The 23,286-nt window shown below is 70.6% G+C and carries 28 protein-coding genes; 3 read left to right on the forward strand and 25 right to left on the reverse strand.

The features are described from left to right. Nucleotides 1-215: 215 nt before the first annotated feature. The 3 genes from JNO44_RS23090 (at nt 216) to JNO44_RS23095 (ending at nt 1,247) form a co-directional block, all read left to right on the forward strand. Complete coding sequence (locus JNO44_RS23090) at nt 216-374, forward strand: hypothetical protein (RefSeq protein WP_205365924.1); 159 nt, start codon at nt 216-218, stop codon at nt 372-374. A gap of 192 nt (nt 375-566) precedes the next feature. Beyond that, nucleotides 567-695, forward strand: coding sequence for a hypothetical protein (locus JNO44_RS44510; RefSeq protein WP_258017903.1), 129 nt, complete (start codon nt 567-569; stop codon nt 693-695). A gap of 87 nt (nt 696-782) precedes the next feature. Beyond that, complete coding sequence (locus JNO44_RS23095) at nt 783-1,247, forward strand: hypothetical protein (RefSeq protein WP_205365925.1); 465 nt, start codon at nt 783-785, stop codon at nt 1,245-1,247. A 146-nt stretch (nt 1,248-1,393) separates the two neighbouring features. On the opposite strand, the gene JNO44_RS23100 is transcribed toward JNO44_RS23095, so the two are convergent. From JNO44_RS23100 to JNO44_RS23220, 25 genes are all read right to left on the reverse strand, one after another. Beyond that, nucleotides 1,394-1,651: a hypothetical protein gene (locus JNO44_RS23100; protein WP_205365926.1), complete on the reverse strand. Its 258-nt coding sequence runs from the start codon at nt 1,649-1,651 to the stop codon at nt 1,394-1,396. Next, nucleotides 1,648-1,893 carry a hypothetical protein gene (locus JNO44_RS23105; protein ID WP_205362709.1) on the reverse strand — a complete coding sequence of 82 codons (246 nt, stop codon included), beginning with the start codon at nt 1,891-1,893 and terminating at the stop codon, nt 1,648-1,650. Before JNO44_RS23105 ends, JNO44_RS23100 begins: the two co-directional genes overlap by 4 nt. A 70-nt stretch (nt 1,894-1,963) precedes the next feature. After that, nucleotides 1,964-2,974 carry a peptidoglycan-binding protein gene (locus JNO44_RS23110; protein WP_205365927.1) on the reverse strand — a complete coding sequence of 337 codons (1,011 nt, stop codon included), beginning with the start codon at nt 2,972-2,974 and terminating at the stop codon, nt 1,964-1,966. A gap of 71 nt (nt 2,975-3,045) precedes the next feature. Next, on the reverse strand, nt 3,046-3,294 hold the full coding sequence (locus JNO44_RS23115) for a hypothetical protein (RefSeq protein WP_102924319.1): 249 nt from the start codon (nt 3,292-3,294) through the stop codon (nt 3,046-3,048). A gap of 28 nt (nt 3,295-3,322) precedes the next feature. After that, complete coding sequence (locus JNO44_RS23120; protein WP_205365928.1) at nt 3,323-4,771, reverse strand: collagen-like protein; 1,449 nt, start codon at nt 4,769-4,771, stop codon at nt 3,323-3,325. A gap of 9 nt (nt 4,772-4,780) precedes the next feature. Beyond that, the gene (locus JNO44_RS23125; protein WP_205362702.1) at nt 4,781-5,527 is read right to left on the reverse strand and encodes a hypothetical protein; all 747 of its coding nucleotides are present in this window, start codon (nt 5,525-5,527) and stop codon (nt 4,781-4,783) included. Then, entirely contained in the window at nt 5,528-6,628 is a 1,101-nt protein-coding gene (locus tag JNO44_RS23130) for a hypothetical protein (protein WP_205365929.1), read from the reverse strand. Between the two features lie 17 nt (nt 6,629-6,645). Beyond that, nucleotides 6,646-7,647, reverse strand: coding sequence for a hypothetical protein (locus JNO44_RS23135; RefSeq protein ID WP_205365930.1), 1,002 nt, complete (start codon nt 7,645-7,647; stop codon nt 6,646-6,648). Nucleotides 7,648-7,659: 12 nt separating this feature from the next. Further along, nucleotides 7,660-8,562, reverse strand: a complete 903-nt coding sequence (locus tag JNO44_RS23140; protein WP_240167626.1) for a phage distal tail protein — start codon at nt 8,560-8,562, stop codon at nt 7,660-7,662. 5 nt (nt 8,563-8,567) lie between these two features. Beyond that, complete coding sequence (locus JNO44_RS23145) at nt 8,568-10,988, reverse strand: phage tail tape measure protein (RefSeq protein ID WP_205365931.1); 2,421 nt, start codon at nt 10,986-10,988, stop codon at nt 8,568-8,570. 227 nt (nt 10,989-11,215) lie between these two features. Beyond that, nucleotides 11,216-11,704: a DUF7426 family protein gene (locus JNO44_RS23150; RefSeq protein WP_205365932.1), complete on the reverse strand. Its 489-nt coding sequence runs from the start codon at nt 11,702-11,704 to the stop codon at nt 11,216-11,218. Beyond that, nucleotides 11,704-12,222, reverse strand: a complete 519-nt coding sequence (locus JNO44_RS23155) for a phage tail tube protein (protein ID WP_205365933.1) — start codon at nt 12,220-12,222, stop codon at nt 11,704-11,706. The genes JNO44_RS23150 and JNO44_RS23155 overlap by 1 nt, the downstream gene beginning before the upstream one ends. Nucleotides 12,223-12,233: 11 nt before the next feature. Next, the gene (locus tag JNO44_RS23160) at nt 12,234-12,665 is read right to left on the reverse strand and encodes a minor capsid protein (protein WP_205365934.1); all 432 of its coding nucleotides are present in this window, start codon (nt 12,663-12,665) and stop codon (nt 12,234-12,236) included. Continuing rightward, nucleotides 12,662-13,015, reverse strand: a complete 354-nt coding sequence (locus JNO44_RS23165; RefSeq protein WP_205365935.1) for a hypothetical protein — start codon at nt 13,013-13,015, stop codon at nt 12,662-12,664. The genes JNO44_RS23160 and JNO44_RS23165 overlap by 4 nt, the downstream gene beginning before the upstream one ends. Next, entirely contained in the window at nt 13,012-13,332 is a 321-nt protein-coding gene (locus tag JNO44_RS23170) for a hypothetical protein (protein ID WP_205365936.1), read from the reverse strand. Before JNO44_RS23170 ends, JNO44_RS23165 begins: the two co-directional genes overlap by 4 nt. Then, nucleotides 13,329-13,727 carry a hypothetical protein gene (locus JNO44_RS23175; protein ID WP_205365937.1) on the reverse strand — a complete coding sequence of 133 codons (399 nt, stop codon included), beginning with the start codon at nt 13,725-13,727 and terminating at the stop codon, nt 13,329-13,331. Before JNO44_RS23175 ends, JNO44_RS23170 begins: the two co-directional genes overlap by 4 nt. Continuing rightward, the gene (locus JNO44_RS23180; protein WP_205365938.1) at nt 13,727-14,701 is read right to left on the reverse strand and encodes a major capsid protein; all 975 of its coding nucleotides are present in this window, start codon (nt 14,699-14,701) and stop codon (nt 13,727-13,729) included. Before JNO44_RS23180 ends, JNO44_RS23175 begins: the two co-directional genes overlap by 1 nt. Before the next feature lie 16 nt (nt 14,702-14,717). Further along, a complete protein-coding gene (locus tag JNO44_RS23185) occupies nt 14,718-15,314 on the reverse strand; it encodes a hypothetical protein (RefSeq protein WP_205365939.1) in 597 nt (198 codons plus the stop codon). Nucleotides 15,315-15,400: 86 nt separating this feature from the next. After that, nucleotides 15,401-15,586 (reverse strand): Rmf/CrpP fold protein, encoded by a 186-nt coding sequence (locus JNO44_RS23190; protein WP_102924305.1) that lies wholly within the window; start codon nt 15,584-15,586, stop codon nt 15,401-15,403. A gap of 9 nt (nt 15,587-15,595) precedes the next feature. Then, nucleotides 15,596-17,821 carry a phage minor capsid protein gene (locus tag JNO44_RS23195; RefSeq protein WP_240167627.1) on the reverse strand — a complete coding sequence of 742 codons (2,226 nt, stop codon included), beginning with the start codon at nt 17,819-17,821 and terminating at the stop codon, nt 15,596-15,598. A gap of 395 nt (nt 17,822-18,216) precedes the next feature. Then, nucleotides 18,217-19,692 (reverse strand): phage portal protein, encoded by a 1,476-nt coding sequence (locus tag JNO44_RS23200; RefSeq protein ID WP_240167628.1) that lies wholly within the window; start codon nt 19,690-19,692, stop codon nt 18,217-18,219. Then, nucleotides 19,679-20,941, reverse strand: coding sequence for a PBSX family phage terminase large subunit (locus JNO44_RS23205; RefSeq protein ID WP_205365940.1), 1,263 nt, complete (start codon nt 20,939-20,941; stop codon nt 19,679-19,681). The genes JNO44_RS23200 and JNO44_RS23205 overlap by 14 nt, the downstream gene beginning before the upstream one ends. A 4-nt stretch (nt 20,942-20,945) precedes the next feature. Beyond that, nucleotides 20,946-21,476 (reverse strand): helix-turn-helix domain-containing protein, encoded by a 531-nt coding sequence (locus JNO44_RS23210; RefSeq protein ID WP_205370296.1) that lies wholly within the window; start codon nt 21,474-21,476, stop codon nt 20,946-20,948. A 105-nt stretch (nt 21,477-21,581) separates the two neighbouring features. Next, nucleotides 21,582-22,604: a DUF2637 domain-containing protein gene (locus JNO44_RS23215; protein ID WP_205365941.1), complete on the reverse strand. Its 1,023-nt coding sequence runs from the start codon at nt 22,602-22,604 to the stop codon at nt 21,582-21,584. A 71-nt stretch (nt 22,605-22,675) separates the two neighbouring features. Beyond that, the gene (locus tag JNO44_RS23220) at nt 22,676-23,257 is read right to left on the reverse strand and encodes a hypothetical protein (RefSeq protein ID WP_205365942.1); all 582 of its coding nucleotides are present in this window, start codon (nt 23,255-23,257) and stop codon (nt 22,676-22,678) included. Nucleotides 23,258-23,286 lie beyond the last annotated feature (29 nt).

Below are 23,286 nucleotides of genomic sequence, written 5' to 3' on the forward strand. Positions count from 1 at the left end.
AGGGTGCCGGGTGCGCTCCTCACGGTGGGCCCTAAAACTCACTCGGCCCCAGTCACGCCTATAAATCGAAATAAGGGGGCGCGACGAAGAGGGGAGCGCAGCAAAGCCGCCTCGGGGCTGGGTGCCCCCGAGGCGGCACTAAATCTCCCGCCCCGCGATTCCAGACAATGTCGGTTTCCAGGGGCGGGGCACCAAGAAAGATGAGGAAAGGCGCAATGTCCGAAGCGAAACACACCATCCAGGCGGCGAAAGAACGCCAGGACGAAGACTCAAAAGTGAGCGGCGCAGAGACCCCCAAGGAACGGCAAGTCCAGGTGTCCACTCACTTGCATGAGCGCGCCCACCAGGAAGGTGAGCGCTGGTACGGCGGGTGAATGGCGGATAACACCCCTTAAATCTCCGCCCCCACCGACCGATAATCGGCGCTTCCCCGTGCCGTAAGTCTCGATGGGGGCGGGTAGGACCCCGTTCGGCTGTCTCCACGGACAGCGGCAGTCGAACGGGTCAGCAAGTGCACGACAGTTCGGGGAAACCCCCGTGCTGCTCACCTTTGAGGAGGCACGCACGTGACGCTCAAGGAAGCACTTCAGCGGACGGTCATCGTCCGGGGTGACGAGGAGAACAGCAGTGGCGAGACCGGCGACGGCTCAGACGGTCAGGAGGGGAACCCTAGCCAGGGGTGCGGCGACAACTAGGCGCCGTAGCACGGTGATCGACTAGTACGAGCGGCCCCGCGCTGGAAGACTGGCGCGGGGCCGTGTTCGGAACTATGAGGGAGAACCGTGGCAAGAAGGATGATGTCAGGCACTGGTCGTGTATCGATTTTCCCTCTGATTCATTTCTGGCCGGACGTGGTCGGGGCCGTCGCATACACCACCACCGGCCAATTCGGCATTGATGCCGTGGTGGGGTACCTCGCTGTCCCGGAGGTGCCGGACGTGCACCTCATGGACGTGGCGGCGCGCCACAGCCCGAACCCAACTGAGTGGGTGCTGTGCACCGGGTGGAGTAGCCGCGTGGTCCCGAAACCGGGAACGCTGGACCTCCGGGACGCGGAATGGGAACTAGAGGTTGACGGGAGCAGCGAGCCCGCCAAGACGATCTACGGCCATGGAGGGCTGCACGTTGGCCGGCTGACCCTCAAGGATCCCGAGAAGCCGGACGTCGCAGCAGCAGGGCAGGACTACACATTGGCGCTGGCCCGGCAGGTCCTCAGCCATCGAGGCATTGCATCAGTCGACGCCTAGCACGTAGGGCAAACCACCGGGGGCGACCGGCAACAACCTTCGGCGGCGCTCCGAGGCAGCAGGCGCCACGGTCGGGGCTGGATACGGCAAAAGCGGCCCGCCCCGACGCATCGGGGCGGGCCGCTAATTGTTGAGGGGACGCAAGTTCACCGGGTGGCGGTGGCTTGCCAGACGGTCATGAACAGGCCGACGATGCCGACCAGGGCGGCGATGCTGGGTAGGGGCCAGCGGCGGCGTTCGACGGCGTCGAGGCGGGTGTCGAGGTCGGCGAGGCGCCGGTCGGTTTGGTCGGAGCGTTGGACGACGAGGGCGAGGGCGCCGTCGACGCGGGCGAACCCGGCCTCGACGGCGCCGCGGAGTCGTTCGAGTTCGAGGGCGACGTCGCCGGGGTCGTGGTCGGTCACACGTCACCTCCGGTGTCCTTGGTGTGGCCGGGCGGTGCGCTGCGCAGCCAGCCGGGGAGCAGGGCTTGCACGCCGGGCAGGGCCATCACGCGGGCCAGGCCGCCGGCGACGGCGAGGGATCCGGCGACCCAGGGCAGGGATGCGGGGATGCCGGAGGCGTCGACGATGGCGGGGAGCAGCACGGCGAGGGCGACGGTGGTCTGCACGACGGTGCGGATGGTGCGCCGGGTGGCGTCGGTCATGGGGGTGTACCTCGTTCTAGGGATGGGGGCAGGGGCGCCCGCCCGTTGTGTGCGGGCGGGCGGGGGCGGGTTAGACCTTGGGGACCTTGAGGGCGTCCCACTGGCGGCGGCCGGGCCAGCCGTCGCAGTACGCGGGTGCGTCGCCGAGGTGCTGCTGCCACTTACGGAACGACTCGCGGTCGGCGGTGGTCCACTGGGGTCCGGGGCCGGAGCCGTAGGCAGAACACCCTTCCTCGACCAGGCGGCGGCCCATGGCGGTCACGATCGGCGACCGCGGGTAGGACTTGAAGAAGCTGTCCCCGGGGAACGGCTCGTACCGCGGGGCCGGGGCCGGCTTGCCGGGCATCGTGAGGGACTGGCCGGGCTTGATCGTGTACGGCTCCCGCAGGCCGTTGGCGGCGGCGATTTCCTTCCACGGCATGCCGTGCGCCCGGCCGATCGCCGACAGGGTGTCGCCGGCCTTGACCGTGTACGAGTTGCTGCTGCCGCCGTGGTTGAGGCGGTGGTCGATGCGTTCGCGCATCGTGTCCATGCTGAACCCGCGAGGGTCGATCTTGGTGTTCGTCCACTCCTTGTGGCCGATCACGGATGCGGCCGACCAGCCGTAGGCACGGCACAGGGCGGTGCCGACGCGCTCGATCGCGTCGAGCTGCGCCTCGGGCCAGGGGTCGGCGCCGTTGCCGAGGTTGACGCACTCGAATCCGTAGAAGTGGGTGTTGCCGTCCGTGTTGTTGGCGGTGGTGGCCGGTAGGGCGCGCTCGGCGACCACGGCGTTCAGCACGCCTGCGTCGCCGCGGCCGGCGTGGTTGGCGCGGCCGGAGCTGGTCAGGTAGACGTCGCCGTTCTTGGCGATCACGCCGTGGCACAGCGGTCCGGGGAGTTCGGCGTATCCGTCGTAGCACAGGCGCACCGAGGAGTCGGTGCCGCTGCTTACGGTGTGGTGGATCATCACTCCGTTGACCGGGCCCCAACTTCCCTTGTGGTTGCGGTTGTGGGAGCGCCAGTTGCCGTATTCGGTGACGTTGACGCCCTCGGCGCGCAGCGCGGCGAGCAGACGGTCGGCGGAAAGGGGTGTTGCCATCGTGTCTCCAGAGATGAGAAAACGCCCGGCGCGGTGCGCTCGGGCGTGTAGTGCGGAAGGTGGGCGGGCGGTCAGATGGGGGTGTTGGTCTCGCTTACCAGGGAGCCGACGATGCTGTACCCGCGGTTTGTGGGCAGAGCTGCGGCGAATGCCTGGGCGGCGGCCCTGAGCGCGGCCTCGTTCTCCTGAGGCGTCAGGTAGACACTGCCGCCCGGCGCCCACGTCATGATGGGAATGTTGTGCCGGATAACGGTCCTGCGCGGATCCCGTCCTTCTATGCCGTACGTGACGGCGACCTCGGCACGGACGATCTCAGTCATGGGCGTGTCCTTACTGGTGGGTGTGTGGTCAGGCCAGAGCGACGGCCATGATCGGAATGTCGTGATCGGTGAGCACGCCCGCCTCGGCCTGGTTCAGCCGGGCGGGGGTGTTGGTCTGGCCGTTGAGGTACCAGGCGCGGGCGAACGGGGTACCGAAGAAGAAGTTGGCGGCGGCGACGGGGGATTCGTTCTGCACGTGGAAGAACGCGTAATCCGAGGCGCCGCCCGTGGTCAGGACCCATGTCACCCAGTACCGGCCGGGCGCGAGAGTCACGGTCGACGGCATGGCGATCGGTGTTGCGCCGATGTGGTTGTTGATCATCTGCGGTGGGCTGCCGGCCGTCTGCCCGGCCATGCCGAGACTGACCGGCGCCGCGGTGCCGGTGACCTTCGTGCCGTCCTCGCGATAGATGCCCGCGGCGAACCGATCGGCTGGGACACCTCCATAGCCGCGGGCAAACATGATCACCCTGTTGACCTGCGTTGGCTCCGTGATGTTGATGCCGCACACGTAAAGCCGCTGTGGCGCAAGGAACTTGGCCACGGGATTAGCGACCGTGTACGAGTCACACGTCCACGCCTGGAAGCCGAGGGCCTGCGGGGACCAGATGTTGCGGGTGCCGGTTGCCGGCGGGAGCTGCGCGGCGGGTATCTGTCCGCTGGTGTCGAGGCTGGCGACCCCGCCGGCGGCGCCGCGGGTGCTGGTGGCCAGCGCGCCGACGTCGCCCGCGGTGAGCTGCACGGCCCCGGTCTTGCCGTTGACCGATGCGACTGCACCGGTAGTGGAGGGGAGTTGGGTGGTGGGGATGCGGCCGGTGTCGTCGAGCTGGGCGACGCCACCCGGGGCGCCGGCCGCGGCGGTGGGGACTGCTCCGACGTCGGCCGCGGTGAGCGTGACCTCGGCGGCAGAGTGGCCGTTGACGGACTGCACCCGGCCGTCAGCCCCCGGAGCGCCCTGCTCGCCGCGCTCACCTTGGGGGCCTGGCTCGCCCTGGGGCCCGGCCGGACCGCGCTTGCCCTCGGGGCCGCGGGGTCCGACGAGGGATGCGAGCCAGTCGGCCGGGGCACCTTCGAACCCGGCGGCGACGGCTACCTCGTAGGCGGAAGCACCGCGCACCGCCACGTAGTTCGGTTTGGTGGGGTCGGTGGGGGCGACGTCGGCGAGGTCGACCTCGGGAGCCTCCGCGGGCAGTAGGACTTGATACGAGCGGCCGGCCGGGATGCCCGACAGGGACTCGGTCACGGTGTACGACCAGCCGTCGGGGATCATGCCGGGCGCGTCGGTGGCGGGCAGGGTCGCGCTGATCTGCCCCTGCGCGTCGAGCTGCGCGGTGACGGGCCCGCCGAGGATGACGTCGGCGGCCGGGAATGTGAGCTGCGCCGGCGCGCGGAAGACGACCGCGCCGGACAGGGGCCGGCCGTCGGGCGAAAGAAAGCGGCCGGTGACGGTGACGGTGGGGATGGAGTCGGGGAGCAAGGTGGTGTCCTAGTGGTTGGCTTCGCTGGCATTGGCGGTGTTGGAGCCCCACATGCCCTGACACCACGCAACCGCGGTGCCGGCCCCGGCGGTGCGTCGGGCCTGGATGAGGAGGGCGGCGGTGTCGCCACGGGAAAGGCCGTGCGCGCTGGGGGTGATGCGCTGCGAGGTGAACACTTCTTTCCCGGCGGCGGTGAGGGTGTCGCCAAGTTGGGTGAGGTTGCCGCCGCGGTTGAGCATGAGGCGGGCCTCGGCGGTGGTGCCGGCCGGCGCGTAGATCGACCACTGTGCGGCGAGTACGGCGTGCTGGGTCCAGATGGTGCCTGCGTGGGTGGTGGTCCAGTCGGAGGCGGTGACGGTGGCGCTGGGGGCGAGGGGGATAGGCACCCATGGTCGGCCGAGGTACCCGTCGGCGTACCCGTCATCCATCACGATCGGGGACGGGTACCCGCCGCGGGCGAACAGCCGGACCATTTGGGCGGCCGTGGTGTCGTTGCCGCCGACCTCCAAGGCGACGCCGGTCCCGTCCTCGCGGGCCATGCTCACGCCGTACCGGCCGGTGGCGAACTGGCCCACCCCGAGCACCTGCGCGCCGCCGGGGGCCCGGACGTCGAGGCTGCCACCCTCGCCGATGACCACAGTGCCGTGGGTGATCCGGTTCAGGGCGGGCCGGGTCTGCGCGCGGCCGGATAGTTCGCGCACCTGGCGCTCAAGGGCGCGGATGCGGTCGAGGAGGTCGAGGGGGACAGCGGCCATTTAGGGCGCCTCCAGGAAGAGTTTCGCGGTTTCGGGCCGGCCGCGCTCCGGCGGCGTGAGGGCCATGCCGACGACGCGATACCGCTCGTCGAGGCCATCGGCGAACCACAAGTCACGGATGCGCAGGCGGATGGTGGTGCCGAGCATGGCCGGGGTGAGGGGCGCGCGGCCCATGTGCACGGTGATCTCGGGAATGGTGCGCGGGGTGCGGGCGGTATCCCAGTCGGCCCGCGCGTGGGCGTCCAGGGTGGGTTTCTCGATCACGGTGGAGTAGTCCGAGGTGCCATCCAGGCGGGGCCAGCCGGCCGCGAGGGCAACGTCGTCCACGAGCAGATCAGACAGCAGCGGAACGGATTCGGCGGCCTGGTTGGTGTTGTCGCTGGCGCCGCGGGACTGCCAGACGTTGGCCTGCCCGGTGGCGTCCACGGGCCAGGCGTAGGACATGACCGGGCCCGGATGATCGAGGACGACATCGCTCGCACCGGTTCGAATCACCGGTGATCCAAGCTGCAAGCGCTTGATGCGCCGGCCGCTTTCAGGATCCCGGAAGGCGGCTATGCGCCACTCAAAGCCCTTCTCCACCTTGCCGAGTTGGTCGATGAGATCGCGGAGCGAGGGTACGTCGTACCGGCTGTAGACGCGATCACGCGCCATGCCGGACGTCTCGGTGCCGTACTCGATCCCGATATCGCCGCCGGCGCCCTGCTGCGCGTAGTCGATCAGCTGACGCACGATGTCGAACTGCTCGACGCCACGGGCCTCGAAGGTGTCGAGCAGGCGGCGGTGATCGAGGTAGCTGTCGAAGGTGCCGGCCTGGACCTGCATGGACAGAAAGCCGCGGTCGGTGGACTGCACGGACGCGGTCCACACGATCCCGCCCCACCAGATTTCCCGCCCCCGCTCGATCCACAGGGCCGTGCGGCCCGGAGTGACGGCGGCGCGGACCCGGCCGGCAACGCCGCTGTTGGGTATGGGGATGGTGCCCTGGGCGGTGCCGGTCTTGCCGAGGTAGTCGTCGAAGCTGACCGCTTGCAGGGGCAGCACGTCGAGTAGCTGGTCGGTCCGCAGGTCACAGAACAAGGCCCGGTAGGGGGCGAACATGGCACCCCCTTCTCGTGTCAGTCGGTCCACCAGGAGCAGCCAAAGGCCAGCCATGTGGAGACGGGGCGCTGAAAGGCGGGGGTGATCGTGCCTCGGCCGCTGATCTCTCCGCGGACGACGCCGGCCGGGTAGGTGCTGGTGACGTCGCAGCCGAGCAGCACCTCGGCGTAGGAGGTGGGCGACTGTGACGGCCGGTACATGGCCGGCAGGGTCAGGCCCGGAAGGGGTTGCCCGTCGGCGGGGATAGGGCCGGCGGTGCGTGTGATGCGCCCGCGCAGGTGCACCTGTGTGCCGGTCTTGCGGATCTGGAAGGGGTAGGCGTTGCCGGAGAACCGCTGATAGCCGGTGGGCAGGGGGAGGTCGATCCATCCGGTGTCGGCCGGGTAGGGCTGCCACGCCCCGGCCGAGGCGTTCCAGCGTTCCAAGCCGGTCCCGGTGTCGCGGTACTGCCCGTCGTAGGCGCCGGGGAAGTTCAGGCCCCAGCCGCGGGGGATGATCCCGCCGTACGCGGCGGTGTAGCGGCGCCGGTCGGCCAGTGCGGAGCCCCAGGTGATCCCGCCGGTGCCGGCGGACGTGCCGGCCGGGACGGTCACCTCCCACAGCCGCAGCGCGGCCGGCGGCAGTGCCGGAGCGGTCGGGGTAGCCGAAGGCGCACCCTGGATGACCTCGACGGCGACGGCGGTCTGCTCGCTGGTGTCATACAGCCCATCGCGGACACGCAGCACGACAGCGTCGATGCGGCCGTACTGCGCGTCGCCGTCGGCCAGCGTCAGCGTCTCCGGCGAAGTCACCACAACCGGATACGCGCCCTGGGGCGCGGTGCCCTGGACCAGGGCGCGGCCGGTGCCGATCTGGAGCTGCATAGGCCCCACGCCCGACGCGGCGAGGGGGTTGCCGCCCGCGACCACCCCCTCACGGGAGGCGAGTTCGGAGGTGGGGGCCATGGCGCCAAGCGGTGCGAGGCGGGTGTCTTCGCGGGTCTGCCCGGTGGGCAGTAGCCATGCGGCGCGCACGGTCACAGGGGAGGCTCCTTACCAGTGGGCCGAGCGCCACCGCAGGACGGCGGAGGCGCGGGGGTCGGTGAATCCGGGGGCGGCGCGAAACGCCCACGACGTCACACCGGGCGGCAGGGTGAGGGTCTGCTCGGGGACCGAGCGGGCGGTCGCGGCACTCAGCCTTGAGGCGGTGCCGTTGAGCGTGACCGTGCCGGCCGCGGTATCGACGGTCAGTTCGTCGCCGTCGGCGAGGGAGATGTCGTACTCGATCACGTCGCCCGTCGCGAGGTTGGTGAGGCTAGGCCGGTCGACCGGCCCCCGGAACGTGATGGTCGGGTGTGTGTCGGTGGTGCCGTCGTTGGTGGCGGTGGTGGTGCCGGTCGAGCCAGGCGCCCCGAAGTCCAGCGGCCAGCCCAACCGTTCGGGGCCGGGGGCGAGGTGCCAGTCGAGGCCCGGCTCGGCGGCCGGCAGCCGGATCTCGGCGCGCTGCTCGATCAGGCTGTAACGGCGGGGGTCGCTGGCCTCGAACTGAATCGCCCCACCCGTGACCGTGCCTACGCGGTACCCGGTGTCGACGGGTATGGAATGCCGCAGACACCGGGCGTAGACCAGCAGCGGCGGCGCGTCATCCAGTCGCACCACGAGCGGCACCTCGTCGTCACGCAACGCCAGGTGCGCGCCCAACTCCCGCACTGCCGCGGTCATCGCGCCGGGCGCGGTGCGCAGCACGACCCCGTCGACCGTGATCGTGCGGGGCTGCGCCAGCAGCCGGCCGGGGATCGCCCCGTGCGCGCCGGCCCGTGGCACGGTGCCGGAGTCCACACCGGGGGAGTCCTCCCACCCGGTCAGCTTTTGCCAGCGCACGGCCGTGCCGGGCCCGAGCAGCAGCTCGCCGAACTGGAGGTGTCCGGGGAGGGTGACCAGATCACCCGAAGGCATGCCGGTCACCCCCTGCCCTTCATCTGCCAGGCCAGCGCGGCGGCGAGTTGGTCGGCGGACTGCCCACCGGCGTGCCAGTTCTCAATGTGAACCGACGTGCCCCAACCAACGTCCTGCAGAGCGCCGTTGGCGGGGGCTGCGCCGGCGGTGGCGAACTGCGGGGCGGACGGAACGGACACCAGGGACCGCATGGTGCGGTCGACCGCAGGGGCGCCGGACTTGATGCCCTCGACGATGCCTGAGGGAATGTGCCGGCCGATCTGATCGCGCATGACGCGCGAGGGCGAGTGGATCCCCAACGCTCGCGCGATGGGGCCGGGGATCAGATCCTTTGCCCACCCGGCGAGGGTGCTGGCGAGCCAGGGACCCATGTTCTGGATCCCGTCCCACAGGCCCGTGATCAGGTCGCGGCCCTTGTTGTAGAGCATGGATCCGAAGTCGCCGAAGTACCCGACGATGCACCCGGGGAGGCCGCGGACCCAGTCGAGCATTTCGCCGGCCTTGCGCTTCGTACCGTCCTTGATCTCCGACCAGTGCCGGATGATCAGCCCGACGAGCGTCCACTTCAGGAAGAAGCCGACGATGCGCTGCGGCAGCGCCTTGACCCAGTCGACGATCGCGTTCCACACGCGCACGGTGCCGGCCTTGATGTCGTCCCAGTGCTTGATGATGATCCCGACGAGAGTGAAGTTCAGGAACAGGTCCAGCAGCCACTGACCGACGCCCTTGATCTTGTTCCAGACCCACTCCCAGGCGGCGGCCGTGGCGCTCTTGATCGCGTCCCACTTGGCGACGATGAGCACGACCAGGCCCACAACGGCGGTGATGATCCAACCAACGGGGCCCATGGCCATCACCCACGCCGCAGCCATCCGCGCAGCCTGAATCAGGCTCTGCGCGCCCATGAGGACCCAGGCCCCCACCACGCGCGCACCGGCAGCAACGGCGGCGCCGCCCTGCGCCACCCAACCGGCAAGGATGGTGGCGTTGGTGACCACGAACCGACCAGCAGCGGTAACGCTGGCGGCGGTCTGCGTGGCCCAGCTCATCACCACCGCCGCACCCGTGATGCCCGCCTGGGCGGCGAGCGTGATCAGGGTGGGCAGCATGAGCGTGGTGATCACGCCGGCCCCGATGCCAAGGGCGGTGGAGTGCTCGGAAATGAAACCGCTGGCGGTCTTGAACGCCCGGCCAAGGCCACCGTCACCGAGCCAGTTCACGAGCTTCTCAATCGCCGGAACCACGTAGGTGCCGAGGACTTCGACAACTCCCTGCATGAGCTTCCGCTTGAAGACTTCGACCTTGGTCGCGGCGTTGTCACGCATGGCGTTGCCCGCACCGTCGGCGGCACCCTTGACGTCCCCCAACGCCTTGACCGCACTGGACGGATCCAGGGAGTACAGCGCGTCGCCGAGGTCTTCGGCCTTGGTGCCGAACAACTCGGTCGCAATCGCGTTGCGTTCGATGGGGTCCTTAACGGCCCGCAGGGTGTCGAGGGTCTTGTCGAGGGCGCCGGTCGCGCTGCTGCCGCCCTTGCCGATGGCGGCGAACATCTTGTCGGCGTTGAGGTGGAGTTTCTCGAACCCGCCCCGGACCTTGTCCGATCCGGCAACGGCCTCGATGCTGAATTCCTTGATGGTGTCGGCGACGACGTCCGCGTCCCTGGCACCGCCCTTGAGCCCCTGCTGAATGAGCCCCATGGCCTGCTGCCCGGACAGGCCCATGTTCCGGAACTGCGTGCCGTACTCCGTGAACGTGTCGAGCAAATCCTCGGCCGCGTTGCCCCCGCGCTGGGTTCCGCGCACCAGTACGTCCATGGCCTCGTCGGCGTTCTTGGCCAGGCCGGTACGCATCATCTGGCCCACGGACCGGGTGACGGCGGATACGTCCTCACCCATGACCGAGGCGGTGTCGGCGACCCGCTTGCCCATGGTGGTGATCTGCTGCTCGGTCGCTTCCGGCGGCAGCAGGCCAGACCGCGCAATGCCCTTGATCGCCTCGGCACCGTCTTGGACGCTGTCGACGATCGCCCCGGAATACAGCGCCCCCGCGGCTTTGCCGTACTTCGCGGCGGCCGGACCGCTGGCGCCGAGCTGCGCCTGCAACTGGCCGGGGATCTTGGCTTGTTCGAGGGCCTCGCCGATCCCGCCGACCAGCGCGGTACCGATGGCCAGGCCGACCGCGGCGGCGGCGAGCTTCTTCAGCCCCTTCTGTATCGCCTCGGCGGCGCGGTTGCCGCCCCGGTCGGCGCCCTGCTCGACGCCGTCGCCGAGCTGGTTGCCGGCCTGGCGTCCGGAGCGGTCTGCGCTGGCGGTCATGCGGTCGCCGCCGGTGCGCAGTGCGGCCTCGGCCCGCTGTACGCCCGTGCGGGCGCCGGAGTCGTCGACGGTGATCGTTGCGGCAAGTTCGCCGACGCGCAGAGCCACAGCTCATCACCTCCGGACGGTCGTGCCTCCCGCGGGTGTGGAGGCGGAGGGCGGGGGTGTGAGCGCGCGGGCGAGGCGGGACTCGGCAGAGAGAAGGGCGAGGATGCGCACGCGCAGCCACCGCCAGGACCGGGCCCGCAGCAGCGCCCGGTCGCCGAGGTCAACGCCGTAAATCTCGTGCAGGTCAGCCTCGATCAACGGCCAGTGACCGAGGAGCTTGGGCCAGGTCAGCGCGGGCGGTTGCCCTTGCCCCGGGCGCGGGCGGGGGGTGCCTTCGGGCCACTCGTACCACTCGTAGAGCCCCGACTCGGGGTCGACCTCGCCGCGCCCGATCGGGCCCGGCGCGTCTCCCGATTCGGGGCCGCTCGATTTGGGTCGCCGCCCGCATTCCAGAACTTCTCGGCCGCGGCCTTGTCCTGCGTGATCCACACCATGGCGGTCAGGGCGGCGTGTTTGAGGGCTGGCCAGGGCACGGCGTCGGCGACCATCTGCGCATGCGCGCTGCCGAGCACGTCGGCATACAGGTCACGCTCGGCGGCGTCCCCGAGCACCTGCTCGTCGACGCGCCCGCCGTCGGCCGCCACCGCCGCGGCGTTCAGTAGTGCCTGCGTGCGCAGACCTACCTCGGCGGACGGGGCCGGGACGGTGTAGACGGTGCCCCGGATGGGGAGCTGAATCGTTTCGTCGAGCAGCTCGTCTAGCGCCTCGAACCCCACTACGCATCACCGCCCTTGGTGTTCACGGGCGGCGCGTCCCCAACCGGGTTGGGAATCTCGACCAGCGGACCCGATCCGGTAAGCGTGACCTTGATCGTGTCGACTTCGTCCGGCCCGCCGCCCTCGGGCTCCCATGTGACCAGGGCGGTACCTTCCTGGGCGTCCGGGGCGCCGTTGCGGTCGTAGTACCGCACGCGGACGTAGGAGGCGGCACCGAACGACATGGACGCCCGGCGCAGGGCTTCCTGCGCGGCGTTGAACCGCCCGGTGGTCGGGTGGGCGCGGTGGGCGAGGGTGACCTCGACCGACCAGGCAAGCATGGTCACGGCCTGCTCCGACCAGCCCTCGGCGTCGTAGGTGGTTACGTCCTGCTGCGTGGGTTCGATCTTGGGGGTGAACTCGGTGATGCCGGGAATCACGGCCCACGTGGGCGGGCCGTCCTTGCCTGTGTCCAGCTCCAGCCGGTAGCGGCGGGCCAGTGCGGTCACGGTCTCGGCCGGCGGCGTCGGGGTTGCCATCGTGGCGCCTCCTATTCGAGGTGTCGGGCCGCGCGGTGGGCGCGGGCGTAGTAGTTGCTGCTGCGCTCCATACGGCCGGCAGAGTCCGCTCCGATCGGCGCGGCCGAGACGCGATAGAGAAGCTGCACGCGGGCCGCGCCCCAGGTGTGGGGGCCGGATCCGTGCAGCACGTCGAACGCCGCGTCGTCGAGGGCGTCGACCTCGCGCGGGTCTGCCCCGGCACGGGTGCGGACCTGTAGGCCGGTGGTGGTGTCGGTGAGCACGGGAGAGTCGGCCACCGGGTAGGCAGATAGGCAGATCACGCGATCCGGCGCCGGCGGCATCGCGGCAATGGTGATCGCGGTATCGCCCGGCACATACACGCCGTCGGGCCGGTAGGTACCGACCCCGGCGGCGTCGAGCCGGCGGGCGAGCCCGTCGAGGAGGTCGGCGGTGTAGCTCACGAGCGCAGCGCCCGCCGCACCTGCGCGGCGATCAACGCCTGAACCGTCGCCGACTCCTGCGGCAGTACAGACTCCAGATACTTCGCCGAACGCCCCGGAGAGTGACGGGCGTTGAGATCCTCATGCACCCGGCGGGCGTACGAGGTGTCGTAGGAGACGGCCGCGACGAGCTGCTGCTCGTCAACCGATGCGGCGCCGGAGCGTTCGAGGGTGCCCTCGGCGATCGGCACCTGCTGACGGCTGGCCTGGAGGACGTGTTCGGCGCCGAGCAGCGCGCCGCGGGCGGCAGCCTGCCGGATGGCGGCGGTTGCGGCCTGGCCGTTCCAGCGCAGGCGGGCGGACTGGCTCATTCGCACGTCACCTCCGTACACGCAGGGACAGGGAGACCGGGGGCGGTGTGCCGGGCAACGGTGAGCGCGATGGTGGTGCGCCCGTCGGGCAGGGTGATCACGCTTCCCGGTGGGCAGTCGAGCGTCGGCCCGGCAATCACGGTCGCCGTTGCCGTGACCTGGCGGCCGTCGGCGGTGCGCACCATGCGCGGGGCTTCGTCCACCAGGGCACGCACGTTGGGAATGGCGTGCCGGTACTGGGCCCCGTAGGCGCCCTCGCCGGCGTACGGCTCGACGGTGATCCGATGCCGCAGCAGCACCGCGGGTACCTGGGTCACCACGGCCACACCACCCCCGGTTCAAGCCCGGCCCGGCGTAGGGCGCGGGCGGCGCGCGGGGCCAGCTCGACGCCGCCGGCGGCCGGCGGCTGCCCGGACCGGCCCGACAGGGACACCGGGCCGATGCTGACCGAGTCCCAGATGCCGCCGGCGCCGGTGCCGTCGTCACCGGTGGCGAGCCAATGCTCGACCTGCGCGCACACGGCATCGGATAGAGCGGCGCGCACCTGGGCGTCGAGGGCGTCGCCGTCCTCGTCGACCGCGTACACCGCGGTCAGCAGGGCACTGTCGACGTCCTCGGACGCGCGGGTGAGCAGCCGCTCGGCGCCGTCCGGGGCGGGCTCGCCGAGGTAGGCGGCGAGCTGCTCGGGGGTGGCGTACAGGCGGCGCAACATCACTCCGCCTGAGTGGTCGGGTTGACCTGGATGCCGCGCCACACCGCGGCGCCCTTGGTGGTCTTCAGCGCGACGGCGACGGGGCCGAGTTCGACCTCGCCGCGCTTGACGGCGCCGGCGGTGGAGAAGTCCGGAAGCCACTGGCGGACCAGGCCGCCGCCGACGGTCGAGACACCGTGGAAGGCATCCAGGCCCAGCCGGACGGCGTACAGGTCGGTGGTGCCGGTCTTGGCGTCGATGCCGATCACCGGATCGGCGCTGCCGGCCTTGGCGCCCAGGTCGATGAACGGGATCCCGTTGTACGACTCGACCGTCTGCCCAAACGCGTTCTCGGCGCGGCTGTAGTAGCCGGCCCGGCGCGCAAGGCTGCGGATACGGGCGATGGTCTTCTTGTTGCCGAGCAGCGCGCTCGGGGTGTCGTCGAGCTGGCCGAGGAACTCGTCGAGGGAGTCGAGGGCGTTGTGCGCTGCGGGCTGGTCGGCGGGGGTGGACCAGTCGGCCGGGGCCTTGTACTCCGTGCTGGAGCCCGTGAGCACCTTCGACAGTCCCTCGAACCCGGTTGCGGTGGAGGTGTTGCGGGTGCCGTTGATGACCTGGTCGGAGAAGAACGCACGCGCGCTCTTGATCGTCTGTCCCATCTGAAACGTGACTTCGTTGGTGGCGGCCGGGCCGAGGTTGGACAGGACGCGGTCGATCTCGAACGCGCCGCCCAGCACGGACAGGTCGACGGTCGCGCGGGACCGCTTGGCCTGCTCGGTGCCGTACTCGGTGCCCAGCGGGCGGAAGGCGGCGCCGCGCTCGGAGACCAGGCGGGTGTAGCCGTAAGTCAGCGTCGCCCCGCCGCCGGCCGGGTTCACGACGTCGTCAAAGGTCAGGTTGTCCAGCAGCCACGAGGACTTGCGGAACTCGTCGATCACTCGCAGATCGATGTCGTCCTGCGTGTTCAGCTTGGCGTCGGCGAGGGTGATTGCCATGGGTACTTCCTAGGTTTTAGGCGCCAAGCCGGGCGGCGATGGCGTCGCGGAGGGTGGCCGGCTTGGTGGGCGCAGCCGGAGCGCCGTTGAACTCCGCACCGCCGCGGCCGGGGACGGCCGGGGTCGCGCGGTACAAATCCGGATCGGCCTCGACGGCGGCCCGGATCGCGGTGACGAGTTGCTCGTCGAACTTCCCGTCGGCGGGGTCGAGCGCGGCGACCGCGTCGAGGAACGACCGCGAGTTCAGCAGGCGGTCGGCGCGGGCGCCGTGGTCTGCGGCGGCCTTGTAGGCGGCCAGTTCCACGCGCGCCGTGCGCAGTTCGGCGCCGGTCTGGTCGAGCTGCTTGTCGCGCTCGGCGACCGTGGCAGCCAGCGCGGCCGGGTCCTGCTCGCCCTGGTCGCCGTTGGGGTTGAGTGCCTTGGTCACCGCGTCGAGGGCGGCCCGCAGCTCGTCGCGCTCGGCGGCGGCCTGCTCGGCGCGCACGGTGGCGTCGGCGAGCTGCTGCTCGGTGGCCGGGGCCGGCGTCGATGTGACGGGGGCGGACGGCGTCTCTGGGGCCGGGGTGCCGGTGGTCGGCGTGGCCTCGGCGGTCGGTGTGGTGGTGTCGGACATGGGTGTCGGGTCCTTTGCGGTGGTGTGCAGGCATGACAAAGGGCCCGCCATCGGCGGGCCCTTCAGGTCGGTTGGTGCAGCAGTGCCTACTCGGCGGCCTGCTCCTGGTCGTGCTGCTCGTCGGGCAGCCGCATCGTCTTCGCGTAGCCGCGCACCCACGCCGAGCGGCGCAGGTCTCCGGACGGGAAGGGGCAGGCGGTTACCGGGTCGCCGGAACGGCCGGCCGCTGCGCCCGCGTTGATCGCGCGGACCAGATCACCCCTGATGCCCATGGACCCTCCTTACCGTCGGTTCTGCCGGTCGTTGCGGGAGTGCCGCGCGGTCTGTGCGGCGGCGTCCCGGACGCCGGTGATCTGCTCGGTGTACTCGGCCAGCGTAGTTCGCGGATGGGTCTCCCACCAGCGGATCAAGTCTTCCGACGCACGCGCATAGGCCACGTGTGCCGGGCCGGTGAACAGCGATCGGGGGTCGATGCCGTCGGCCTCGGCCCGCCGGTTGAGCAGGTGCCCGCGCAGCGCGTTTTCGGCCTCCAGCCATTGAGCCGCGATGTGCTCGTGGTACATCTCGCGTATCTGCTCGCGGGAGAAGGCCGAGCGTTGCGCCGCGGCGGCGTCCTCACGCTCCGCGACCCATCGCTCGGTGGCGGACATGCCCGCGTACCGGTCGTCGTCGAACGCGAGGTGCGCCCAGTCGTCCGGGTCAGCGGCCGGGGTGAGGGCCTCGTCGACGGCGGCCCGGTCGGCGAGCTGTCCCTCGACGGTGTGCGCCCCGTGTGCCTCGGCGGGCGGGGCGGGCGGGTGCCGTCGGTCGAGTTCGTCGGCGATCTTCTCGACATCGCCCTCGCGGCCGTAGCGGATGGCCCAGCCGAGGACGTCGTCGCCCAGGCTGGACAGGTCGGCCGCCAGGTACCCGCCGGGGAACACGGTCCGCAGGAGGTCGCGGCGGTCCGCCTCGGCAGCCAGCGCGCCCAGCTCGCCGGCGTCCGCGCCCCGAGCACGGCGGGCGAGCTGCGCGTCGGAAAGCCCGATCAAGTCAGTCCGGGCGCCGGGCAGGCCGGCGGCCACGTCGCGGCGGTCCATCTCGGCGGCCACCCGCAGAACGTCGTCGTCGCCCAGGTGCGGCAGCACGCGGGCGAGTTCGGAGTCACCGAACGCGGTCAGATCCTCGGCGAGGCGCCCGTGCGGACGGACACGGTCGAGCAGGTCGCGCTCGTCGCGCCGGTCGGCCTCGGCCTCGATCCGGCCGCGGTCGCGCTCGTCCAGGTGCCCGGAGCCATGCGCGACGGCGAGCTGCTCGTCGGCCATCTCCGGCAGAGTCCGCTCGTCGCCGGCGCGCACCCGTGCGGCCTCTACGGCGTCCTGCGGCGGATGCAGCGCGTTGCTCGGGAGGTTCCCGGCGCCGGGCTGCTCGCGGTACCGCCGGCGAATCAACTCGGGGCGTTCGGCGAGGTGTTCGCGCTGCTTCTTCTGCCAGGCGCGCACCTTGGCCTCGGCCGCTCGCTTGCCCTCGGGTGTGGTCGAGGCTGCGGCGCGGTTCTTCCACTTCCGGATACCCCGCTCGATCGCGCGCTGCCGCTGTGTTGCCTCGTACCCGTCGGGGTCGGTGGAGTGCTCGACCGGGGCCCGGGTCACCCCAGGCAGGTAGGCAGCAACCGAGTGCCGGCAGTTCGGGTGTTGGAACCCGTGGCGGCGCGCTTCGTCGAGTGAACCGGCCACCTGCACACGAACCGTGCGGCCGTCCTCGACGGCGTGCTCGACCTCCACAGTGCGGGAGCCGTCCGGGCCGTCCAGGGCCAGCACACGCCCCTCGTAGGGCTTGCACAGCGGGCACTCGTGCGGCGCGTTGGAGACGATCACCAGGGATACGCCAGCGGCGCGTATGCGGTCGCCGTGCGCCTCGACGGCGGCGCGCCCCACGCTGGTGCGCACGGCCATCTCGGCGTACGAGGTCATCGACCACGCGCGCCCGCTCTTGTCAACGAACGTCCGCAGACCACGATCGGCAAACCGCTCCATGGCGGCCTGCGTGGCTTGGCGGCGGGTGTCGATGCCCAGCAGGGGCGTAGCGGATACCTCGCTGACCACCTGGCGGTAACCGTCTTCCACGCCGCGGAGAATGCCGCGGTGCGTGGCGGTAACGCGGTCGATGGTCTCGTGCGCCAGCCGGTCAACGGCGCGTCCGTTCGGGGTGCTTTCAGCGATCCGCTGGGTGTCGTTGTCGTGCAGCGCGCCGAGTTCGGCCAGTCCTGCGCGGGCACCGGTGTTGTATGCCTCGGCGATCACGTCGAACACATCCAGCGTCATGGCCTTGCCGAGTTCGTCGACGACGCTCTGCGCGGCCCGCCGCAGCGGCTGAATGTCGGCGAGCTTTGCGACCGCCCACCCTGGAGCGTCGTAGCCGGCGGCGAGCTGCCGGGCGACGATGCCCAGCAGCCGCGTCTCGGCCGCCGCGTAGAGGTCGCGCACGCCGGCCGACAGATCCTCGACCATTCCGGGATGAATAGGCATGCCCACTCCCCCCGGATATTTCGACTAAATGCCGAAAAGTGCGGAATGGTAAAAAGAGATTCGCGTGATGCGCGTCACGCGAATCTCTGTTCGAATGCCTTGCGCAAGAAGACTGCGAGACTTCGAAGGTAGCCTCTGGCCTGCGCTTTATGGGAATTGACAGGGCTAACAATACAACGGAGTGCTGTAAAGTCAAATCATAAGCGTCATCCTTGTGGAATCAGCGAGCTTGTAATCTCTCTCGTGTGATGGGAATTGATGCGCAAATCGCGGCCGTTTCTACCCCCTTTTATGCCCTGGTTACGGTGCTGCTCGCTGTAGCCATGGCGCACCCCGAACCGCAGGTCAGGGCACGAGCGGAACGGCTTTTGGCGGTGATCTTCCGGGTGCGATAGCTAGTCGAGGACGCCAGCCTGCATCGGGTCGGGCACGGCCGTGCCGGTCTCCATTTGGATGCGGTCAACCTCGGCCCGTACGGCGTCGTCGTCCCAATCCGGACGCAAAATCCGCACCTTGGTCTCGACGCTGACGGCCTGTGCCTGCTGGAGCAGGGACAGAGTTTGCGCGACGCTCTGCGGGTCCTCGCTGACGGAATCCCCGAACACAATCACCGGCCGTTCCGGTGTCAGTGCCGGGGTGTAGAGGGCCTGGTCAAGGCGGAGCATCACATGCAGCATGTCGGCCAGGGCCGGGGCCCAGTAACGCGACTTCTTGTCGCGCGTGATCATTGACCGGCGTTCGCGGGCGGTGACCTCGGTTGCCGTGGCGGCGGTCGAGTCGCCCAGGCCGAAGGACTGCGCGGAGTATCCGGCGAGTTGTACGGCCTGTCGCATGATTGCGTCGGCCGTCTGCTGGTGCTCAGCAACTCGGATGGCGAACTGCGACAGGGTGATCCCTGCCGCGTTGTTGTCGCCCGGCGGGATGCTGAGTGCCTGCCAGATCTCCCGGTCATCGTCGAACGACGCGCCGCGGCCGGGGCCGTGGTCGCGCAGGTAGCCGTCGGGCACGATCAGCCGGGCCCTGGCGAGGCGGATGTCGCGCAGCCAGCTCGACCATGTCTCGTCGAGGGCGTCGAACAGGTCGTGCGCGCTCTGGTAGTCGCTGCGGCCGAACGGTGATCCGCGGTGCCTGCGGTTGGGGCGGATGTTGGGCACGTAGGCGGCCGTGAGCTGGTCGAGGCCGGTCTCGATCGTGTCGCCCTCGGAGCTGAGGGAGTCGGCGAGCGGTGCTGTCTCGGGGTGCTCCGTGAGCGGTGTCCGCGTGCCGAGGCTGTCGGTGGTGCCCTGGTAGAGGCCGTGCAGGACGCGCCCGGCCTGGTGCCGCTCCAAGTGGCGCCAGACGGTGGATCCGTCCGCGGACAGCTCACGCCAGAAGGTGACGGCGGCGAGTTGCCCCCAGCGGAATTCCGGTATGGCGCAGTCGGCATGCACGGCCGTCAGCAGCGGCCGGGTAGCGAGGGAGGCATCCCACGTGACGCGCAGGTACACCCCGCCGAGCGCTGCGGCGATCTCGGCCGCTTCGAGCAGCGTGTTCGCAATCCCGCCGGCCTCGGTGATCTCGTCGAGCCGGGCCTGCGTCGCCGGGTGCGCCACGGTGAACGTGGGCGGCTCGCTGAACAGGAGGTCGGCCGAGGTGGTCGCGATGTCGGCGGGAAGCGGGATATGCAGCCGGGTGTCGTGCCGGCCGGGCTGCGGGTGGCGGTGGCGGGCCCACAGTCGGCGGCGGCCGTCGCGCCGGTGCTTGTGGTCCTGGTGGACGTCGGCCAGGCGGCGCCGGTCGCCGGAGTACCACGCGTCATCGACGCGCATCTCGCGGTACAGGTTGCCGAGCGTCGGCGGCGGCCACGGGGCGCCGTTGTCAGGCAGCGGCACGGGACGTCACCTCCTCATCGGCGGGCGCGGGTATCAGGTGGCGCCACTCGTGCGCGGTGGAGTGCACGGCGTAGCGCAGCGCGTCGCACGAGTGGTCGTCGCGCTTGATCGGGCGGTCTTCGCCACGGTCGGACGCGGCGGGATCCCATGCATAGCCAGGCAGCTCGGACAGCAGGCCGGAGCATGAGGAGTGGACGCGCAGCAGGCCGGAGTCGAGCGCGGTCGACACGCTGCGGATGCCGTCGAGGACGTCGTTTCGGGCACGTGCGATGCCGGGGTGCCCGTCCGTCCACAACTGTGTGGAAAACGAAGCGGCCGACGGGTCGACGAACGTCCACTCTGGTGCGACCTGCTGCTCGGCCAGCCATCGACGGATGGCGATGCTGTACTGCGCGTCGGTCATCTGCCGGCGGGTCTGCCGGGAGTCGTGGCGCCATTCGGCGACCGCGTACAGGCGGTCGTCGTCGCCGAGGCCGAGCAGCACGGCCGAAGTGGCGTTGGTGGTGCCGTAGTCGATGCCGAGCCAAAGCCGGCGCATCGCGGGCAGGGAGTCGACGACGTGCTGCTGCTCGTCCCACATGTCGTAGACAGCGCCTTCGGCGACGCACCACGCGCCGTCGATCATCCGGCGTTTCCACAGCCCGACGTACTCGGCGGCGAGCGATGCCACGTAGGCCGGGGAAAGACTCGGGTTGTCGTCGAGGCGGAAGTGCCATGACATGAGGTCGAGTTCGCCCTCGCGGTCGAGATAGCCCGTCTTGAGCCAATGCCGCGGACCGTCCGGGTTGGTGGTGGCCAGCAGCCGCGCCCCAGGCACGGACAGACGGGCGAGGAGCTGTGTCCAGAACCCTTCGGGGAGCAGCGTTGCCTCGTCGACGTAGGCCAGGCAGGCAGTCAGGCCGCGCAGGCGGCCCTCGGCGCGAGCGTCGGCCGCGCCGATCAGGTGCACTGTCCGGCCGAGAATGACGGCCGTGGTCGCCCCGCGGGTGTGCCGTACCTGCCGGGCGACGGGCCCGAACAGCGCCTCGTCTTGCAGCGGTTCGAGACAGTTGCGCTCGATGGTCTGCAAGCTGCGCCCACAGATCACGATCAGTCCCGATGCGGGCGCTTCGGCCACGGCCAGGACGAACGCCAACAGTGAGGCCACGGTCTTGCCGGAGCGCACCGCGCCGTGCCATAGGCAGATACGGGCGGTGGCCTGCGCGATGGACTGGAGCTGTTTCCGGGACAGCGGCAGGGAGTCGAGCACAGGCTCACCTCCCGGTGTCGGTCCCCTCGTTCGTCTCGGCCTGGTCGGCGTCGGCGAACGCGGCGCGCAGGCCGCGGGCAAGGTCGGTGAGCATGGAACGGACCTCGCCGGTACCGGTGCCGGCGTCGATCTCGACGAGCCGCGCGGCGCTCGTCAGGTATGAGCTGATGGCTTGGGAGTGGTGGCGCTCATCCTGGGCGGGCGGCTCATCGGAGACCAGCCGCACGGGCCGGCCGGTGGGCAGCAGCTCAACGCGCACATACTCGGTGGCCTCGACGCGGTCGAGGTTGGCGGAGGCGCGGGCGTACAGGCGGCCGACGAGCTGTCGTCGCTGCTCGGCGAGGTCGAGCTGCCGCGCCGCAGTGGCTGGAGCGACCCGCGCCCCGCCTTCGAACCGCAGTCCCTCGTCGCGGGCGATCTTCGACACGGTCGAGCTGCTGCGCCCGATGGCGCGGGCGATCTGGTTCCGGGACTGGCCGGCCCCATGCAGGCGGCGAACCTCGTTGCGGTCCTTGTCGGTGATGGGCGCGGCGATGGCTCATCACCTCCTTTGGGCATGCGAACGCCCCGTCGACCGGGGGGGAGTGTCGACGGGGCGTACGTTCAGTTTCCGGGCACGCCGGAGGCGCCGCCCATTAGATCACGACTTGATAACGGTCGCAAGGTGGATGCCGAGCGCCCGCTCGACGGTGATTCGTAGTTCGCTGCCCCGGGTGCGTTTGAGGCCGAGTGCCTGCCCGAGCGCCTCGGCCGTCGGCCGCTTGCCGGTCTCCCTGTGCAGGCGTCGGTATGCGGCGACGGCGTCTGTCGGCGCGGCGCCGGTGGTTGACGCCGGGGCGCCGGGGGTGGCGTCGTCGTCGAACGGGGCTGGCGTGGGGAGCGGCGGCGCGGTGAACGTGGCGGCGAGGGGGAGCGGCGCCGGAGCGTCGGTGACGTCCTCGGCGGCCGGTGGCCCGTCGACGGCGGCGACGGCGGCGGCGAGGTCGACCAGGGCCAACGGTGGCGCGGCGGCGTCGGTCAGGGTGGCGGCGGCCTGCTCCGCGCGGGCGGCGGCGTCGGTGGCGACGGTGGCGGCGTCGAGGGTGCGGTCGACGGCGTCGGCGACGGTCCGGGCGGCAGTGTCGAGGGCGGCGTGTACCGCGGTGGCGTCGGTGTGGGCGGCGTTGGCGGCGGCCTGCGCGTGGCGCGCGGCGTCGGTAGCGGCGGCAACCGCCGGTGCGACGTCGTCGACGGCCGCGGTGGCGCCGGCGGTGGGCAGCATCCGCACGAGTAGCTCGGTTGCGACGAGCTGCGCGACAGGCGGCACGACGGCGACGGCGATACCGGCGCCGGTTCCGTCGGAGTGCCCGATGTTGAATGCCAGCGACACCGACGCGAACGCGACAACGGTCAACCAGTACGCGACCGTCGGTCGGCCGGCGCGCCGGGCGGAGACAACGCCGACGGTTCCGACGACAGCGCCACCGTCCACGAGGACGGCGAACATCCACACAATGTCGGGGGCGATGCCGTGCTCGACGGCAAGCCCAGTGAGGGACTCGAAAGAAAGTCTGAACGCGAGGAACGCAAATCCGACGGTTGCGGCGACGGCCGCGCCGAGGGGCGCCCACGACAGACGGCTCGGGGCGGCCGGCGCACCGGCGGTAGGGTTGTGCGTAGCCATTGCGGGGTTAGCTCCCGTGATCGGTTAGGGCCCGTTCCGGCATGTGGAGTGCCGGGCGGGCCTGCTTCGTTTTACTGCTCGTCGGCCCCGGCGGCGGGCCACTCCTGGGCGTACACGGCGTCGTCGTCCTCGCCGAGGTCGGCGCCGTGCCACAGCAGGACGCGGGCGCCCAGGTGCGCGCGGCGTTTCCCGAGGCATTCGCGCCGGATCTCCTCGACCAGCGCGGCCGGGTTGGCGAGCGTCCCGTCGTCGCTGATGTCGGCGATCCCGTCGCCGTTCTCTTCCGTCTGCCACCCCGGCCCAATACGGGGATCGTCGTAGACGTCGAGGCGGTACGAGTAGCGAGTCTTGGTGCGCAGGATGCGGAACACGTACGACTCGCCCGTGCCCAACTCACGGGCGATCTCCGCGCCGGACACCCCAGCGTCGCGAGCGTCGAGGATCACCTCGGGCATGTGCCGCTCGTACTCCTTCCACTCCTTCCGCGCGGCGCCGGCCGCGGCAAGACGTGCCCGCGCGCCCTCCTCCTCAGACACCTCAAAGGCACGCAGCATGTCGCGGGCGAACTCGGCGAGCTGGGGCCGGTCGGCAAAGTAGGCCGCCAGGGCGGCGCGCTGCTGCTCTGGGTTGATCTCGTTCCGCTTGCTGCTCATCTGCTGGTCTCTTTCTGGACGGGCCCGCC

It is taken from the genome of Streptomyces noursei (assembly GCF_016917755.1).
Taxonomy (GTDB): Bacteria; Actinomycetota; Actinomycetes; order Streptomycetales; family Streptomycetaceae; genus Streptomyces; species Streptomyces yunnanensis.